Origin of the sequence: Algoriphagus sp. 4150 (genome assembly GCF_031457395.1) — a bacterium.
GTDB lineage: Bacteria > Bacteroidota > Bacteroidia > Cytophagales > Cyclobacteriaceae > Algoriphagus.
On sequence record NZ_JAVDWS010000008.1, the window covers coordinates 189524 to 205234 of the forward strand.

Consider the following 15711-nt stretch of genomic DNA (forward strand, 5'->3'; position numbering starts at 1 on the left):
GTTAACTCTCATCCACTAATTTGATTATCTTATTATCCCTAAACTCAAATGTAGACTTGCCATGAAGTCTCAGCTCATCTCCCTTTTTCATTCCATTAGGGAAATCTGTCGCCAAAACTCCAAAATAATCCACTTCGATTACTGTCTTTATTGAATCGCTCTTGAAAGATGTAATTGTTTGTTTTCTCTTTGAAAAATAGCTCTTTGCTACTTCTGCCTGATTTATAAACTCTTGAAGCCCTGTCAGCACCATTGAGACTTGTCCGTTCTGAATATTTTGAAAAACTATTTCACCGGAAAAATCCCTCACCATTTTTTGGAGGTCAAACTCATTGTAACCTGCTATGTAATTCTCAATTATCCTTTCTCTTTCATCCATAGAATCTTTCATTACTGAGTTGGTGTGGTTATTTCCTCTTGTCATTCAAAAATTCTTCCGTAAAGTGTTCTCTTTACTGTGGATAAAGTATCTCCATATTTTCGATTTATTCGGGTTGGATCCTCGAGGTAATTTTGGATGTCTGAAATACTGCGGACTTTTCCATTTTTTACTTTAATCAATATTTCATTTTCAAAAGTTTTGTAAAAAACTCCATCCCCACGCAACAATTCTCCATTCGACAAACTAAAATCGCCTGAAAACCAATCGATATGAACTTTCCCATTTTTAACTTTATTACTAAACAATTTATTAATTCTCTGTTCAGAAGCATTTTGGTCAATTCTGCGTTCTCCGCAGTCTATGATATTTTTAAGAAACAAGCTATCGTTCTCAATTGAATATATTGCTTGATAACCTCTCCAGCAATTGAATAATGAACCATCTCTAGAACCCAAGCCTACTAACCTTCCATCATCCTGTTTTGAAGTTTTCTGGAAATATTCCTCAAGTATCAAGCTGTAAACAGGAATTGTATCGCCTTTGTAAATTACGTAATCCGGTATTTGAGGGCTCGCAAATCCATACTTCGATAAAAACAGAATTACAATTATTAAAATAGACCTTATTATTTTCATGGTGTGTTCCATTTCTCAAATTCCCGCAATCGGTTAGTGTATGAGGCATGGGCTAATTTTATAGCAGTTATTATTCTACGAATACCAAAATAAAGAGAAACAACCTTACTTACAAACAGAACCACTCCGTGACATATACACAATGCCGCGTTTCTATTCTATTCCTAATTCTGCTTTATTGATGTGTTCAAGTAATGTATTTTCCAAATAACTACAAATTCCCCAGAACTTATCGTCCATTTCTTCAATGTGCTTTTGAAGTTGTTCTTCAGGGAATTTTTCGAATTGTGCTTGTCTGGCATTAGGCCCTTGAGGTACTCCACTTGGAAAATAAATACGGTTAAACTCATTTAATTGATTTACAATAGAGTGGAAACCCAGATATTCCAAGTCTTCAATTGTATCCAAGTTTTTATCAGCTCCATGGTTCATATAATGATCCCAAAGTCCACCTGTAGTCAATGGTTCTACATTAAACCACACCCGTTGTTCTCGGGTCAGCTTATTATAGTCGGAGAAACCTAAATTCACTATTCTTTCCCAAGCAGGTTGAGCTTCTTCCCTTGTCATTTATTTTGTTTTTTTACAGTCTAATACGTTGCTACAATCTTTAAGGCAGGATTAATATCGATTTTGTGAGATTTACTGTAAACAATCTCTAGTTTTTTTCATAAAATTCTCCAAACCCAAATGCCATTACCTTATCAAAACAGTTAAAATATTTTTTACCTTTCCCAGACCTATTTGCTAATAATATTTTTGCACATAAATCTCCATTCTCGCATAGAAACCCTAAATATTGTCGATCATATTTTATGATTTGTTTTTCAACATTATTCTTTAATTTAATTTCTTTTGACACCCTAGCGTCATTTTTCAAAACATTATAATACTGTTCAATAAGTATTTTTTCAATTTTTATGACTTGATTTTCATTGAGCAGAACTGAATTTATTCTTTTATCCAATACAAATCCATAATAATCTGCCGGAAAAATATATTCTCGATATTTTTTCCCTTTATCAAAATCGTGGAATCGGCAACTATTTCTTCTGGAAAAAATGAAATATAGCATTGCGCATCCCCTACTTGCGGAATTATCATCAATAGTAGCAAAATCATTATTTTAAACATAATTCCATCTTGTTATATGCTGACCTACCTCGCTTCTACAATTCCCCGGATTTCGTTGAAATAGTTCATTGAGCTGCCCGACTTAAAGCGGTCGTCATTCAATGCAAAGCCTTTGATGATGTACTCTTTCAAACGCTGTGTACCCCATATACGGAACTGAGTTCCCTGAACCGATTTTACCCGATAACCGACTGAGATAATAACATCTAAATTGTAGTGGTTGGTTTCATAGTTTTTCCCATCATCGGCAGTAAGTCGGAAATTCCGACATACTGAATTTTCATCCAATTCACCTTCTTTAAAAACGTTTTGAATATGCTCTGTAATAGTAGTTCTGGCTTTGCCAAACAATAATGCCATTTGTGCTTGCGTGAGCCAAACCGTTTCATTCTCCAAGCGAACATCTATTTTGATGTTACCATCCGGGTTTTGATATATCAGGATTTCACTGTTCATCTTCAATTCTTTAAAATGGAAGGTAGTCATCTTCTTCATCTACTAGTTTAGAATCTTCTTTGGTTACTTTTTCTCCCCCGGCAATGAAATGAGCCCGTTCATAAAGTTCATCAAAAGTCAAAATCTTAACATTTCTGCTGTCACACCTAAAAAGTTTAAACGTCTTTTCCCTTTACAGCTGCTTCAATGCTCCTCCATCTGCTCTTACACAAGCCCCGTTTGTGGCAATGGATAAGGGGCTAGCCAAATATGCAGCCAATACAGCGATTTCAGACGGCTCTATAAAGCGCTGCATGAGGGAATCCGGATTGCTATTCTGCATAATACCGGACTTTATTTGATCCACGGTTACATTCTGAGTCTGAGCAATTTGTTCAACGATTTCCGCAACACCATCAGAATAAGTTGGACCTCCCAAAATAGTATTGACCGTTACTCCTGTACCTTTTGTAAGTTTGGATAGCCCGTTGCCCACTGCCATTATCGCTGCCTTGGTCATTCCGTAATGGATCATATCGGCAGGCACATTTACACCGGATTCGCTGCTGATAAAAACAATGCGTCCGAAATTCCGCTCCAACATCCCGGGTAAAAGATGTCTGGATAATCTCACGCCGCTCAGTACGTTTACATTGAAAATGTTCATCCATTCCGCATCCGCGATTTCCCCAAATGGCCTAAGTTCAAAGATTCCTACGTTGTTGACCAGTATATCAATGCCGTTCAACTCCTTCAGCAATACATCCACTGCTTCAGAATCTGAAAAATCAGCCGGCATTCCGGAAACAGATCCATGAGGAAATTCATGCATCAACTTTTCTACCGCATTATTCAGCTTTTCTTCATTCCTTCCATTGATCACCACATCAGCTCCTTCATTTAAAAGTTGTCTCGCAATCGCAAAGCCAATGCCTTGTGTGGAACCGCTGATAAATGCTTTCTTTGATTTTAATTGTAAGTCCATGATTTTGTTGTGTTTCTGCTTATTTTGTATTGATCATTCCGTTAATAGTGAAAAAAAATTAGCTGATCACAGCTAATTGCATTTCTATTTGTTCTTGAAGGATATTCTTATCCGGATACATCCGCCGCAGCGTATTTAATCCACACCAAAACGTGATAAGGTATTTTCCCAGAATCACAGGATCAGTTTGATTGCTGATTCTTTTCAGTTCCTGAGCCTTCCGGATAGTATCCGCAAACATGTGCTCCACCTCTTTCAGGATATTTACCGCCTCCAACTCCAGATCATCGTCGACATGGGTCATCTCCACCACGGAATTGGCAATTATACAGCCGTTCAGATGACTTTCCTCGGCTGCTTCCGCAATGCTTCGAAAAAAGTTTTTGATCAAATCGAGCGGTGATTCGCTCTGCTCAAGTTCTCTCTTGAAGCTCTCAAATGCCTCCTTCCTCTGGAGCAATGCCTTACCAAATATTTCTTTTTTACCTCCTTTAAAAGTATTGTAAAAACTCCCACTGCCAATCCCTGTTCCTTTCAGTAAATCTCCCAGAGAGGTAGCTGTATAGCCTTTTTTCCAAAAGATTTCCTGTGCCTTTAGGATCAACTCCTCATTGGCGTGAAGTGTAGGTCTGCCTCTCATATTATTTTTGTATTGATCAATACAAAAATAATTGATTCACTAATTGAAACCAACCCATTTTGCATTTTTCAAGAATAGACAGTAAGCTGTGCTTGGAATTAATACTAGATCAAATCCCCCTTTACCCTCTGCTGCGAAAGGTAAAGGGGGATTTTTCTCCACTAAAAGCAGGCATAATTTCTATATGTTCATTCACGCGGATACACAAAGTATCTTTTATAAATTCTGCCTATTCCAATATCCCCTCTTTCTGAAGTAAAGCTGCAGACTCCATCAGCATCAGTCCTGACAGCTGGGTAGTTAGATCAACCTGCCCGCCTGGCAATTCTCTCCAATTTGGACCTGCTAGCATTTCAGGTCTTTTCATCCCGCTTTTGTAAAAGGTACCTGCATTAAAACTCAGGTAGTCTACCATAGTTTTACGATCCGTATCACTAAGCGAAGGCTCTTGTATAAGCTCAGTGAAATACCGGATAAAAATCCCTTTGAATAAGCCTCCATCTCCCTGCCCCTCATCTTTCAGAATACCTTCAGTGGATATCTCAGCACGGGTCATGGAGGATTTTGCAGTCTGTATTGCATCTAAGAGATATCCATTTTCGCCGGTAATCCGGAATAGACGAAGCCCTGATCCTATCCAGGTTCCGGCATTATAGGTGAAAATCCAATCCTTTTTCACGGTAGGCACACCCTCAATCAATTCTATATTATCCCAAACCAGACCTGTCTCGGGATCAACCAAATGTTCCTTTTGCCAAGCGTACAGTTCCTTCGCCCAATCCAAGTAATATTCATCTCCCGTTACATTATAAAGTCTGGTAGCAAGCACTACGGTTGGCCCATTTGAAACTGCATTTTTTAGGTTTGGGGTATCCTTTTTCCATGTTATGCCTCCACCAAAGACTTCGCTATAACTTTCCAATACATCATGCCATAAGTATTCGGCTACCTCAAGATACTCTTCATCTCCTGTGGCTTCGTAGGCACGTACACATGAGTTGCCGAGCCAAAGCATATCGTCGTTAAACACATTCGTATAGGTATTCCCATTGTTGGATTTAATCCCCTGCAGAAGTTTCTTCATCCTATCAGGATAAATCCCGTCTCCTGTCCGGTTGTAAGCATCTACATACACATGCAGTGCATGCGCATTTGGCCAATATCCTCCAAATGATCCGCCCGGATTGAAATTAAAAGAACCGTCTGCCGAGATATAAAGAGAGTAAGTGGAAGCTTGCATCGAATCCGCGGTAACACCCCAATCGTACTGAATTTCCTCCACTTCCTGAAAATCAGTTCTAAGAGGTCCCAGATCTTTGTCTACACACGACGACTGGGTAATTCCTGAAAATAGAGTGGCAAGGATTGCTATAAAATTTTTCATTGCTAGTTATCTAAAGTGATTTAATCTATTGAAACAGAATGCGTGTAGCTTGGAACTTCCGCATTGAAGATGACGCTGATATCTGCATTGGAATTGTCCACCTCTGTCGCAAACTTGTAGCTGTTATTCCATCGGTCATCAGAGACAGGTACCATATACCAATAAGCCGGTCCAGTCGAATCTGTAGGACGCTGATTATCCCCGTTTGTGCTTCCAAACCACTCCTCCGCTTCATTGCCTTCAGAATCCAGCGTCGTAAAGCGGAATTTATACCTTTCGTCACGCCCCCAACCTTCTTGTTTGAAAACAATCGGGAAGTCCTCAACAGACCAAGTTCCGTTGGTATCGTAAGGAAGCTCGGTAAGAAATACTCCATCCGGTGCAAACCATAATTCCACCTTACTGACTTCATGTATTTCAGTAGTACCGTTAGAAAAATCCACCCGGATCCTATACACCTTCCGGTCACCCGAATACGCTGTTTCCCCGTCAGCTCTTAGCTTGCCATCTTCGATATAAAAAGTGTCTGACTCTCCTGAATTTCTGGAGGCAAAATAGTAGCTTCCTTCTACCAATGAAGTATAGGCTTCAAACGTATTGACACTGGTTTTTTTCATCAGAATAGCTCCCGACAGTTCATCGCCGGCTTCGGTGGCTGAGCCTAAAAGAAATAGTTCATCAGGTGCTGGAAATCCAGCAGGCCTTAATACTTCTATGGTCCTAATATCTACCAGCGGCTGTACGTTGATCCCTTTCGAAGACTGTACCGACCACTGAAGCTTTCCTACTCCTTCCGGCTGTATTCCGGCCATCTGTGCGATTTTGTTTAACTCTGAAAAGGGTAGCGTAAGCCTGCGCTGCAATCCTCTTCCGTCGGAAGGAAGTAGGTAAAGTGGATCAGAGAAATCCCCGTCTTCGGTATCAAATACCACATCATATAAGACTACCCCATTATCAGCTGCCTTAGAGGCCTCCCACTCGAATATTGCGGAACTCTGTGCTCCGAGATTTAAATAGGCATTGTTTTCCGGTAAATAAAGTGAATTCACAGGAGTGACTTCTGTGCGCATCTCCGCATCTTCCTGACAAGAGAACAGGGAGATCAAAACAGTCAATACACCAAGTATTTTATATAGGAAATTTTTCATTTTTAATTGGGTTAAGGTTATGGGAAGAGCCAGGATTAATTCCACCCGGGGTTTTGGGTCAAATTTGGATTAATATTCCGCTCATCGCGGGGAATAGGCCACAGGTAGTGTTTGGAAGGATCAAAGGATCTTAAATTCACCCGGAGGTATCCATTATCCTCGGAAGGAGGCCCGAATTTGGCACCGTGTGCCCATCCATTAAGTACATCTTCTGCAATGCCCCACCTTCTGATATCAAATACCCTCAGCCCTTCCATGGCCAGCTCTACTCTACGCTCGTTTCTGATGATCTCCCTGAATTCATTCTGTGCAAGCCCTGAATTAAATTGCAAGGCTTCAGAAGCAGTAAATCCCGCACGATTTCTAAGTGCCTGAATTGTCAGATTCCATGTGCTTTCATCCATTTGCCCAAGCTCATTTTTCGCTTCTGCATGCATTAAAAGAATATCTGCGTATCGAATCAGCATCAAATTTAACCCGGACGCAAACTGCACTAGATGAGTAGGGTCAAAATACTTGCGGGTATAATAGCCTGTAGTAGTGCTCGAGGATCCCGGCACATATTCATCCGGAGCTGATGGGTCCGGATCAGTCCCGGGCTTGATATAGATAGTGTGACGCGCTCCATTATTCTCCCAGTCATATAAGTGGTAAACCACGGTGGCAGTAAGGCGTGGATCCCGATTTGCATAGGGATTCTCTTCGTCGTATCCTGAATGAGGATGGCTGATAGGCAGTCCATCTTCTGTAAGATAACTATCCACCAACTCTTGGGTGGGTGCCAATGCATTGAGCCTTGCCCCCGCAGACAGGGGAGCCATGTCGAAAAATTGACCCCAAGTCCTGAATTGAGGCACATATTGCAAACTGAGAATATCTTCCTGATTATATTCATTTTGCGGCAAAAAGAGCCCTTCGTAGGAAGGAAACAACCCGTAACTTCCATAGGAATCGCCACTTATTAACTCTTCGGTAGCCTGCACTACTTCCTGCCATTGTCCTTCGTACAAATGTACTCTTGCCTTGAGTGCCAGCGCCGCTCCAGCCGTAATACGTCCTCTTTCAGCTTCCGGAAGCTCCTGTCGGACAGGCAATATTCTACTTACCTGATCCAATTCCTGAACAATAAACTCCAGCACCTGTTCCTTAGGCGTCCGGGTGATTATCTGAGCTTCTTCTATAGTCAGATCCTGCGCTATTAGGGGAACATCTCCAAACCAGGTCATCAACTGAAAATGTAAAAATGCCCTGATAAACCTAGCCTCAGCCATCATTCTGGCCTTGTTATCTTCATTCATATCAGGTACTCTATCAATATTTTCCAGAAGAATATTGCATGTTTTGATTCCTGTATAATTCCCACTCCACTGGCCCTGAAGTCGTCCCAATGAAGGGTCATAGGTTCCTGCTGCCAGAGAAGCTGCGCCCTCGGTATCTCCCCTGCCATTAAATGCATTGTCAGAAGCTGCCTCATCATAGAAAAAACGATTACTGCCAAACATTTGTGAATAGGCCGTATTCAGCACACTTTGTGCTTTGGCTTCAGAGTTCCAGTAGGTAAGGTCCGTAAAGGTATTTTCCGGAGCTAAATCAAGTTCCTTACACCCGATACAGCATAGAGCCGTAAGAGTGGATAGAATCAAGGTATATAGTTTTAGTTTTGTCATTTGGTAGGGGAATTAAAAGGTGATGTCCAGGCCAAATCCATAGTATACCATAGTAGGATATGCTCTAGCACTATTGGCCCCGCCGCTTCTCATACTATTGTCGAATTCAGATAATTCAGGATCTACAAATTTCACTTTGGACAATGTGAACAGATTTTGACCTGACAGGTAAGCCCGGCAGGTTTGCATTCCTACTTTCTCCGCCAAAGGTTGTGGCAAGGTATAGCCCAACTGTACATTCTTCAGCCGTAGGTAAGCTCCGTCATAGAGATACATGTCGGAACCTCTCCTGAAATTATTGGTGTTTGATTGGCTACCATTCTCTGCCAATATAGGATAGCGGGCATCCGGATTTTGGGGAGTCCAATAGTCCAGTTGATGGGTGTACATAGTCATCCCATAATTGAAATGGAATGGTTCTACGATTTCCCCGCGGATCATCATCGTTCTACGCCCCACTCCCTGGGCAAAAATATTGAGGTCAAAGCCCTTAACTTTCACATTGTAGGTAAGCCCAAAGGTCAGGCGGGGAAATGGGTTGCCAAAGACATAGTTGTCGTCATCGTTGATAATCCCGTTGCCGTCTACATCCACATACCGATTATCTCCGGGTTGAACGTTCAACCCTTCCGGTTTTGGTCCGCTCTCTACTTCGTCTATATTCTGAAAATAACCGTCACGCTTCAAGCCCACATAGGAATTGAAGGGATAGCCTTCTTTGAGTAGTACCTGTAATTCTTCCAGTCCTGTGAGCCGCTCATTGCCCTGAAAATCCAGAACCTCATTCTGCGAGTCTCCGAGATTGAATGTGAACGAATGATTGAACAGCTGCCCTCTATGTCTATAGGTGGTAGTGATTTCCCATCCCCTGTTTCTCACCTTTCCGCTGTTGAAGTCCGGTAAGGATGTGCCAAATACTCCCGGAACAGCCGGTGGAACAAGTATATCCGAAGTTATCTTATCGAAATAATCCAAGCTCAACGTCAAGGCTCCATCCATGAAATCCAGATCCGCCCCGATATTGAACGTCGCTGCTCTCTCCCATTGAATATTTGGGTTGGCATAATTGAAGCCTGTACCTCCTACCGCAGCGTTGTTAAAGCCATAAGCATTTTGGTAAGTAAAAAAGGTAGTCTGGTACTGATAATTACCCACGTTCTGGTTTCCCAATACTCCATAGGAAGACCGTATCTTTAGATCTCCCACTCTGCTCCGGTACCCGCTCATGAAAGCTTCCTCGGATAGCCTGTATCCCAAGGAGGCCGAAGGGAAGAAACCCCACCGTTTTCCCTCACGGAATTTGGACGAACCGTCATATCTGAAACTGACTTCCGCAAAGTATTTTTTCTTATAATCGTAAGATGCACTGCCAAATGCGGAATAAAGGCTGTTTTCGGAAGAACTCTGATTGGAATTATAAGAATCAGGGCTGATCACAGTCTCCGTAACCGGTGTACCCAAATCCGGATCTGTGAAAGTCTTGTAAATACCGATTCCACGATCCGTGTGATTCTCATTGGAAACTCCCAAAAGGATACTCAGATCATGGACTTCGGAAAAAACTCTGGCATAATCCATCATCACCTGGGTATTAAGATCCATCCCCTTTCGATTTTCGTCGTTTGTATTCCGATTGCCTCCGTATATTCCTCTTGGGTAGAATTCTACCTCTTTGACTCTTGCATATTGATTGTTTGAGTACATATTGAACCCGAATACTCCCCTTACTTTGAAGTGATCCGTGAGGCGGAATTCACCACTTAGATTCCCGAATACATTATCGTCAATATGCTCTCGAAATCCTCCCTGCTCCAATATCCCGAGTGGATTGAATTCCTGTAAAATATCATTTGTCAAGTATCTTCCCTCAGAATCTTTTTGAGTATAATAAAGAGGCACACGATTGGCATCTGCCATCAGCGTTCCGCTGGAAAACGAGTGATCCGAGATAAGTCTACGGGAATAGGCCAACCTTGAACTAAGTTTGAATCTGCCAAATTCATTGGTAAGGTTCATCCTATAATTCAATCTCTTGTAGCCTTTGGCAGGGCCTACAAAATTACTTTGTTGGTCTGTGTACCCTGCTGATACCAGGTAGGTACTGTTCTCCCCACCTCCGGATACAGTAATATTGTGATTTTGCTGAACTGCATTATCAAATATCTCCTTGGCAAACCATTCCGTATCTCCATTTTGTTGGATTTGTCGTATTTCTTCAGGACTGAATATTGCCTCACTTCTGCCTGCGTTGAAAGCAGCTTCATTTCGTAGCATGGCATTCTGATACCCATGAACAGGCGAAGTAAAGAACTGAGGGGTATTAACTCCCACCAGACCATTGTATGTTACCATAGGGCGGGAATTCTTTTTCCCCTGCTTAGTCGTGATTAAGACTACACCGTTATTGGCGCGGGAGCCATATATGGCAGCACTTCCGGCATCTTTCAATACAGAGACACTCTCTATATCAGACGGGTTGAGAAGATTTATATCTCCGCCGATCACACCATCGATCACAACCAGAGGAGAATTGTCTCCCAATGTGCTGATACCTCTGATGTTTAGGTTGACTCCGGCACCGGGTTCGGAGTTCCGCTGCTGTACAATAAGGTTTGCCGAAACACCCTGCAATGCCTGGCTCATAGTCGCCACGGGCCTCCCTTCAAGTGCTTCCTGTCCCACCTGATCCACGGCTCCTATTAAGCTGACTTTTTTCCGTGTACCGTATCCCACCACGATCACCTCTTCCAATGATGACAGGTTTACGCTCATAGTGACATTTATAATGCTTTGGGATCCAACAGTGATTTTTTGATTTTCATACCCCATAAAAGAAAACACCAACACATCCCCCACTTCTGCCTCTATGGAATAATTACCGTCTAAATCGGTAACTGTGCCGACGGAAGACTGCCCCTCTATGACCACAGAAGCCCCCGGTAGACTACCTCCTGTCTCATCTACTACTTTGCCCGTCACAAGCACAGCCGGGTTTGCGACTTCCGAACTAGTCTGGACTACCGCCAGAGGCGATTTAGAAACATGGATAGTATTGTTGATTTGCTTGAACGAGAGACTGGATTTGGCAGAAAGTTCTTCTAATACTGAAAGCAGATTTTTGTCCTGCACATCCAAAGACACTCTGGGGGTGTTTTTGACCAGATTCAGATCAAAGGCAAATCTGAAGTTGGTTTTGTCTTCAATCTCTTTTAAAATCTTCTCGACTCTTGCATCATTTAACCGTATGCTTACAATGACATCTTTCAGGTCATTCTGCTGACTGGCGAAAGCCTGCGCTGATCCGGTAAATCCTCCTGCCATAAAGAATAGACAGAGTAGATACCGTACTAGCAGCTTCCCCCTCAAAATTTGTAATTGTTGTTTCATTAGTATTTTGGGATTATTGGGTTAGGTATGGATGGTCCGTATGATCATCTAGTTTTTGGTTATTTTGACTTTTTCTTCTTTGATTTCGTAGGAGATGCCGAGCGAATACTGCATTCCCATCAGAATATTTTCGAGATTTTCATTTTGAAATTCTCCACTGTATTTCCCCTTGAGCTCTACTCCCGGAGCAAATTCAAAGCTTACGTTGTACCACTTAGAAAGCCTTTCAAAAACATGTGAATAGCTCTCTTCTTGAAATTTAAGAATGCGGTGTCTCCAGCCTACTAGGTGATTGTAGTCATAACTCCCCTTTTGGAGTGACTTGCTGGCGGTATCGTAATAGGTAGCTTCCATCGGCAGAATAGTCGTAGTAACTCCTGCTTCGGTATCCACTTGGACCTTACCTGTGACCACGGCCACATGCATCCTGGCTTCTTCGGGATAGGCGCTTACGTCAAATGAAGTCCCCAATACCTTGGTGATCAATTCTCCACTTAATACCGTAAACGGTAATTCTTCATTTCTCTGAACTTCAAAAAATGCCTGGCCAACCAGCTCCACTGTACGCTCATGCTCAAAGGAAGGCGGATATCTGATCTCGCTGTCTGAATTCAACATAACAGTAGAACCGTCCGGCAAGTGAACAATTTTCTTCATTCCTTTTGGGACAGACCTTGTCAGCCACTCCTGACTTTCATAAACTTTCACTTCCTCCCTCTCCGTAGTTCCCATATAATTGAACCATAAAAATCCTGCGATCAAGAATGACGCTGCCACCGGCCAAACCCAGGAAAACCTCTTTTTGTACCTTTCGGAATACAAACTTGGCCGACTCTGGATTTCCCACTTTGCATTGTATTCCAACAACCTATTTTTTAGACGGTTAAAGTCATCTTCTTCCATCCGGTGTTGATTCTTCCACCCAATGGATTTGGAGAGTTCAATCGCCCGATCCATTAGCTCTTTCTTGCCCTCATTAGCCTTAGCCCAGTCATGCCAATAGCGATCGAGCTCAGTGCTGGGATTTAATGCCCACTTTATAAATAGAGGGTTTTTCAAGAAGTCCGCTTCATTACTTGGATTAAAACTCATTCGCTTATATATGTCAATTATGGCGTTTTCATTTTCTATATATCTATAGAGACATAGTCTAGCCATATGACCCCATGGTTCGCCATTTTTTTATTCCAACCCAAAAATGATTGTATTGAACGAATTGGATTTTGCCCTTTAGAGAAGGGTACCAAGCACTGCACGAATGCAAAAAATCATGAAAAAAGAAGAGCTGAAATTATCCTATAAACAAATAAAAGATTCTCAGTATATCGCGGTGCTTTTCCAGAAGAGTACTCAACCCATCCAGAGATCTGTATAATAATTTTCTGGCAGATTTCACTTGGGAAAACTCCATAACGTCCGCAATCTCAGCATAGGACAACCCTTCAAAAAAGTAAAGTGCCAAAATTTCCCGCTGTCTTACTGGCAATTGGTTGCAGGCATTTTCCAACAGCTGTTTTTGGTCAATGGTAAACTTAGTATTAATCCAATGGTAGTCAGGAGTAACACTAAGTTGAAACCTTCCACTCAACCCACAGTTCTCGTCCAACACAAGCTTCTTATGCTGTTTCAATAATCTTAAGAGTCTTCTCCTAAAACAGCTAAAGAGGTAGTGCTTGACAGATTGGGCTATACCCAGCTTGTGCTTATTTCTGACCAATTGGTAGAAAACATCTTGGATAGCATCGTTAATTAGTCCTGTATCATGGGTGAATTGCTTTCCATAATTAAAAAGCTTGTGGGAATACCGCTCAAACAGTTTAGAAAGTGCATTCTCACTCCCCTGCAAAAAATCCAACCAAATAGAGTTTTCGGATGCCTCATGACCTGACGGTGCACTATATTCCTGAGAAAGGAAATCCTGAGCTACAGGTTCATCCTTCTCCGGTCGTAAAAAACCGTCTAGATAGGCTCTACTACTCATGAATGGGTTATTGTTTTTTCAAATCGAAAGTATCCGCCAAAAGGTTCTTTTATCAAGTTTACCTTTTAGTTAATCCAAAAATAATAATTTATAATCTTCCACCAAATCCAAACGAAACACGCTAAAAATCATGGAATACACAATTCGCTTTGCCCACATTTAAAAATAAATCATCAAAATTTGGTCGTATTACCTGACCAAAAGAATCATTTAAGCTAACACAGCTGACTTCTATCCGGGCAGCGTTCACATTTCAATCCGGACTGAATCCCCCCAGCCGAGCGTACTATACCCGAATTGTACTTTTACTTCCTGTTCTTTATACTTAGATCTAGTTGTACACATGATCAAAAAAAGGAATCGCAGATCTGACGCGATTCGTACATAATTGGCTTACACTCACTAGGTATTTAAAAAAAGTGTAATCACCCCAAAACTATAAAAAGCTGCCCGGGATGCCCAGACAGCTTTTTCAAATTTCTAACCAATTCTCTATATGTAATGCTCAATGATCGTGGCCGTGTTCAGCGTGGATTTCAAAGTCTAGTGTCAAAACATCTTTTCCTGCAAACTTACTGGCATAGTCCGTAGAATTCCAGTCCGTTCTTTCCACCAAGCCCTTGGTCTCAGCACTATCAAACTCTCTCAAAATGTATGAAATCATAATTGTTCCTCCCTCGTTAGCCTCACCGATGGTGAAATAACTTAAGATGCCTGTGGTTTCGTATTTCCCACTTACAGGAGTTTCATCACCATAAGTCTGCTCTCTAGGCTGGAAGATTGCTCCTGTTTCATCATCGGTATCAGGATTAAGGACCAAGTCACCACCGACCAGGAATGCTTTGTAAAGATCAGCAGTAGCTTTATCTTTTATGAACTCGCCTTCTACACGGTTGCCCTGATAATTCCAAGCCTGCAATTCAACCTTGTAAATACCATCGGGATCTAGATGCAAATGTCCACCTGATACTGCATTTCCCTCAGCATCGAATTCTACCGTAAATGATTCACCTTCTGTAGCTGAAGCTATTCCGTGGAAGTGATCACCATGAGCTCCCAAGTCATCTCCACCTGATATTTCAGTGAAAACCAAACTGGATTTCTGTATGCCTTCCAATACTACCGGATCCGGATCATCGTCATCGGAACAGGAAAATGCCAAAAAGGAAACTGCCGCAAGCAACGGCAATACGAATCTTCTATTAGACTGTATCATAAATAATTTACTGGTAAATAAATGTTTGTGTTTGTTTAATCAGATCTGAACCCTAAATATACAACATTGTTGCATATAAGTAAATCGATTATGCAATAATGTTGCGATAAATTTGACCAGTGGAAGCATGAAAGTTTAGACCGACTATACCCGGTTTTAGTTGATTTGGATGCTTATACCTCTAATTGTCTGCCAGCCTTCCTTATCTGTCAACTTGATCATAAAGTGATAGTCACCGGGATCTATATCCTCCGGAATTTCCAACTCTTCACTGGCTCTAAAAGAGTTTTGGCCTGACGGGATAGAATAACCTTCTATAACCAACCAAGGATTAATGGGTGCTTTTTTATCGTCCATCTGGCAATCATTCACCTCCGTACTATGGGTATGGTGGTCAAAATTATGATGGATGTCCAAGCTGTAACTTCCCAGCTCAAAATTGTCAGTAAACTGAGCTTCAAAAGGCAAGGTCTCGCCACGCTGAAAAACTGCGCACTGCGCCGGTGATGCCTCAGCAAAATCCATAGAAATGGAAGGCGGCTGGGTGTCTATTTCATCTTCATTTCCTGAGCAGGATATGAACATCAGTGAAAGAAGAGCAGCTCCTATTGTTAAGGATGTAATTTTCATATGTTTATAATTTTTCTGTCACTTCATTTTTATATTTTTAGGTAAGGGTAAGAAAACGCTAAGAAGTTAAATTTTCATATTCATGCT

General features: G+C 41.7%; 15 protein-coding genes. All 15 read right to left on the reverse strand.

Annotated features, from left to right (window positions below; translation table 11 throughout):
- Position 1: 1 nt before the first annotated feature.
- Positions 2-424: a nuclear transport factor 2 family protein gene (locus J2X69_RS12600; RefSeq protein ID WP_310103744.1), complete on the reverse strand. Its 423-nt coding sequence runs from the start codon at positions 422-424 to the stop codon at positions 2-4.
- Positions 421-1017: a hypothetical protein gene (locus J2X69_RS12605; protein WP_310103745.1), complete on the reverse strand. Its 597-nt coding sequence runs from the start codon at positions 1015-1017 to the stop codon at positions 421-423. Before J2X69_RS12605 ends, J2X69_RS12600 begins: the two co-directional genes overlap by 4 nt.
- 153 nt (positions 1018-1170) lie before the next feature.
- Complete coding sequence (locus J2X69_RS12610; protein ID WP_310103746.1) at positions 1171-1587, reverse strand: DUF4375 domain-containing protein; 417 nt, start codon at positions 1585-1587, stop codon at positions 1171-1173.
- 88 nt (positions 1588-1675) lie between these two features.
- Positions 1676-2092: a hypothetical protein gene (locus J2X69_RS12615; RefSeq protein ID WP_310103747.1), complete on the reverse strand. Its 417-nt coding sequence runs from the start codon at positions 2090-2092 to the stop codon at positions 1676-1678.
- Between the two features lie 83 nt (positions 2093-2175).
- On the reverse strand, positions 2176-2646 hold the full coding sequence (locus tag J2X69_RS12620; protein WP_310103748.1) for a RhuM family protein: 471 nt from the start codon (positions 2644-2646) through the stop codon (positions 2176-2178).
- A gap of 133 nt (positions 2647-2779) precedes the next feature.
- Positions 2780-3571: an SDR family oxidoreductase gene (locus J2X69_RS12625; RefSeq protein ID WP_310103749.1), complete on the reverse strand. Its 792-nt coding sequence runs from the start codon at positions 3569-3571 to the stop codon at positions 2780-2782.
- Between the two features lie 58 nt (positions 3572-3629).
- Complete coding sequence (locus J2X69_RS12630; protein WP_310103751.1) at positions 3630-4211, reverse strand: TetR/AcrR family transcriptional regulator; 582 nt, start codon at positions 4209-4211, stop codon at positions 3630-3632.
- A 229-nt stretch (positions 4212-4440) separates the two neighbouring features.
- Positions 4441-5595: a glycoside hydrolase family 76 protein gene (locus J2X69_RS12635; RefSeq protein ID WP_310103752.1), complete on the reverse strand. Its 1155-nt coding sequence runs from the start codon at positions 5593-5595 to the stop codon at positions 4441-4443.
- 20 nt (positions 5596-5615) lie between these two features.
- Positions 5616-6743: a SusE domain-containing protein gene (locus J2X69_RS12640; protein WP_310103753.1), complete on the reverse strand. Its 1128-nt coding sequence runs from the start codon at positions 6741-6743 to the stop codon at positions 5616-5618.
- A 35-nt stretch (positions 6744-6778) separates the two neighbouring features.
- Complete coding sequence (locus tag J2X69_RS12645) at positions 6779-8410, reverse strand: RagB/SusD family nutrient uptake outer membrane protein (protein WP_310103755.1); 1632 nt, start codon at positions 8408-8410, stop codon at positions 6779-6781.
- A 12-nt stretch (positions 8411-8422) separates the two neighbouring features.
- Positions 8423-11797 carry a TonB-dependent receptor gene (locus J2X69_RS12650; protein WP_310103758.1) on the reverse strand — a complete coding sequence of 1125 codons (3375 nt, stop codon included), beginning with the start codon at positions 11795-11797 and terminating at the stop codon, positions 8423-8425.
- Between the two features lie 48 nt (positions 11798-11845).
- Complete coding sequence (locus tag J2X69_RS12655; RefSeq protein ID WP_310103759.1) at positions 11846-12955, reverse strand: FecR domain-containing protein; 1110 nt, start codon at positions 12953-12955, stop codon at positions 11846-11848.
- Positions 12956-13088: 133 nt separating this feature from the next.
- Positions 13089-13778 (reverse strand): sigma-70 family RNA polymerase sigma factor, encoded by a 690-nt coding sequence (locus tag J2X69_RS12660; RefSeq protein WP_310103760.1) that lies wholly within the window; start codon positions 13776-13778, stop codon positions 13089-13091.
- A 505-nt stretch (positions 13779-14283) separates the two neighbouring features.
- Positions 14284-14994: a hypothetical protein gene (locus J2X69_RS12665; protein WP_310103761.1), complete on the reverse strand. Its 711-nt coding sequence runs from the start codon at positions 14992-14994 to the stop codon at positions 14284-14286.
- A 156-nt stretch (positions 14995-15150) separates the two neighbouring features.
- Positions 15151-15624: a DUF4625 domain-containing protein gene (locus J2X69_RS12670; protein ID WP_310103762.1), complete on the reverse strand. Its 474-nt coding sequence runs from the start codon at positions 15622-15624 to the stop codon at positions 15151-15153.
- Between the last annotated feature and the right edge of the window lie 87 nt (positions 15625-15711).